The sequence below is a fragment of the uncultured Bacteroides sp. genome (genome assembly GCF_910578895.1).
Taxonomy (GTDB): domain Bacteria; phylum Bacteroidota; class Bacteroidia; order Bacteroidales; family Bacteroidaceae; genus Bacteroides.
In genome coordinates this window covers 46,197-48,551 of the sequence record NZ_CAJTSC010000025.1, presented here as the reverse complement: position 1 = coordinate 48,551, position 2,355 = coordinate 46,197, and the positions used below count along the sequence as shown (strand labels likewise).

2 protein-coding genes are annotated in these 2,355 nt (G+C 41.9%); both read right to left on the bottom strand.

The features are described 5' to 3' along the window. Window positions 1-139 precede the first annotated feature (139 nt). Window positions 140-1,714 carry an Rne/Rng family ribonuclease gene (locus QZ327_RS08190; protein WP_294618588.1) on the bottom strand — a complete coding sequence of 525 codons (1,575 nt, stop codon included), beginning with the start codon at window positions 1,712-1,714 and terminating at the stop codon, window positions 140-142. A gap of 330 nt (window positions 1,715-2,044) precedes the next feature. After that, window positions 2,045-2,338, bottom strand: coding sequence for an HU family DNA-binding protein (locus QZ327_RS08185; protein ID WP_294618589.1), 294 nt, complete (start codon window positions 2,336-2,338; stop codon window positions 2,045-2,047). Window positions 2,339-2,355: the final 17 nt, after the last annotated feature.

Sequence of the window (2,355 nt, the reverse complement as noted above, 5' to 3'; positions counted from 1 at the left end):
AGAGTATCGGCTCTAACTCCTTTAATGACTCCTAACGAAACGATGCGAAGTGATAACTCCTCTAACTTCCCTAAATGCAAAAGCCGTGCCGTATAAAAAGAAAACGGTGAAGTTTTTTGAGTAACTTCACCGTTTTTCTTTATTTTATTTCGATTTCCTCCTTCATGTCAATCTCTTCTCCTTGCGGATCATAGAAGACATACTCCAGAAATGCTAATTTCTGGCTTGGAATAATCTTGATTCCGAATCCGTATTGCAGTTGCCATTTTCGCTTCAGTGAGAGAACTCCCTGATTGATGTAGGCAGCGATATACGGGTGGATGTGTAACGAGAATTTCTTTATCTTCAATTTATTGACAAGGTAGTCAATTTTACTCTCTAAGGTGTCCGTAAAGAGGATGGACGATTTGATAGTGCCCTTACCGAAACAGGTAGGACAGATTTCCGTAGTATTCACATCCATTGCCGGGCGTACCCGCTGACGCGTAATCTGCATCAGCCCGAATTTGCTGAGTGGCAGGATGTTGTGGCGTGCTCTGTCTTTCTGCATGTTGGCACACATACGTTCGTAAAGCTTTTGTCTGTTTTCGGCTTCATTCATATCAATGAAATCCACCACGATGATACCACCCATATCTCTCAGCCGCAATTGGCGCGCCAATTCATCGGCGGCTCCCAAATTCACTTCCAATGCGTTGGCTTCCTGTCCATTGGCATTCTTGGTACGATTGCCGCTGTTCACGTCTACTACGTGAAGTGCTTCGGTGTGCTCGATAATCAGGTAAGCCCCGCTTTTGTATGAAACGGTTTTGCCGAATGACGACTTTATCTGTTTGGTGATACCGAAATTGTCGTAAATGGGAAGTTGTCCTTTATACAGTTTTACAATTCCTGCCCGTTCAGGGGCGATGAGTGTTACGTAATCCTTGATTTCGTTGAATACGGCTTCGTTGTTTACGTAGATGTTTTCGAAAGAAGGATTGAACAAGTCGCGCAACAGTCCTACGGCGCGGCTGGTCTCTTCGTAAATCAGTGTCGGAAATTTGGTTGCTTTTTGTACTTTGACAATAGCCTCTTCCCAGTGTTTCAGTAATACTTTAAGCTCTCCGTCAAGCTCGGCTACGCGCTTTCCCTCGGCAACGGTGCGGACAATGACACCGAAGTTCTTGGGTTTGATGCTCATCAACAACTGTTTGAGACGGGCGCGTTCTTCGCTCGATTTAATTTTTTGTGATACGGAAACCTTATCGTTGAAAGGGATTAACACCAGGTATCTTCCGGCAAAGGAGAGCTCGGAAGTCAGTCTCGGTCCTTTGGTCGAGATAGGTTCCTTTACAATTTGCACCACCACTTCCTGTCCCACTTTAAGTGTATTGGATACCGTTCCATCTTTTTCAAGGTCGGGAAGTATGGTTGCTTTGGTAATTGGATTAAGCTTCTTTTTATCGCTTAAAGTTTGCTTTACGTATTTCTCTAACGAGTTAAATTGAGGACCTAAGTCCAGATAATGAAGAAAAGCGTCTTTCTCGTAACCCACGTCCACGAAGCAGGCATTCAGGCCCGGCATCAGTTTCTTGACGCGTCCCAAATACATATTGCCCACAGAGAAGGAAATGTTTCTTCCTTCGCTTTGGAGCTCTACCAGGCTTTTGTCTTCGAGTAAAGCGATGGAGACCTCTTTGGGCTGTACGTCTACAACGAGTTCGCTTGTCACAATAATTACTTTTTTTTAAGTTGACGAGGTTTCAGTTGACGGGGTGACAAGGAAGAATATCAACTTCTCTTCTTGTTCCCTTATAAACTTGTTTCCTTGTCGACTTGTTTTCTGACTACAATTTGTTACTTAAACAAAGAACAAACCCGCGAGATAAATAGCTTCACAAGTTTGTTCTTTATTTTGTCTTGCAGACTAAAAATTACTTTTTGCTTTTATGTCTGTTCTTTCTTAGTCTTTTTTTACGCTTGTGCGTAGACATTTTATGTCTTTTTTTCTTCTTACCGCTTGGCATAGCTTCAAAATTTTATGGGTTAATACTATTGTTTATTATTTTTTCACGGCAATGGTGAATGTTTTAGCAGGTTTGAAAGCCGGAATATTATGTTCCGGAATGATGATGGTAGTGTTCTTGGAGATGTTACGAGCGGTTTTCTGCGCTCTTTTCTTTACTACAAAACTACCAAACCCGCGGAGGTAAACATTCTCATCTTTTGATAAAGACGCCTTCACTGCGTCCATGAACGCTTCAACGGTTGTAAGCACTGTGACTTTGTCAATTCCGGTGTTCTTTGTAATTTCGTTTACAATATCAGCTTTAGTCATTTTTTTCTTAAAAAAAATATTATTACTATAGTTTT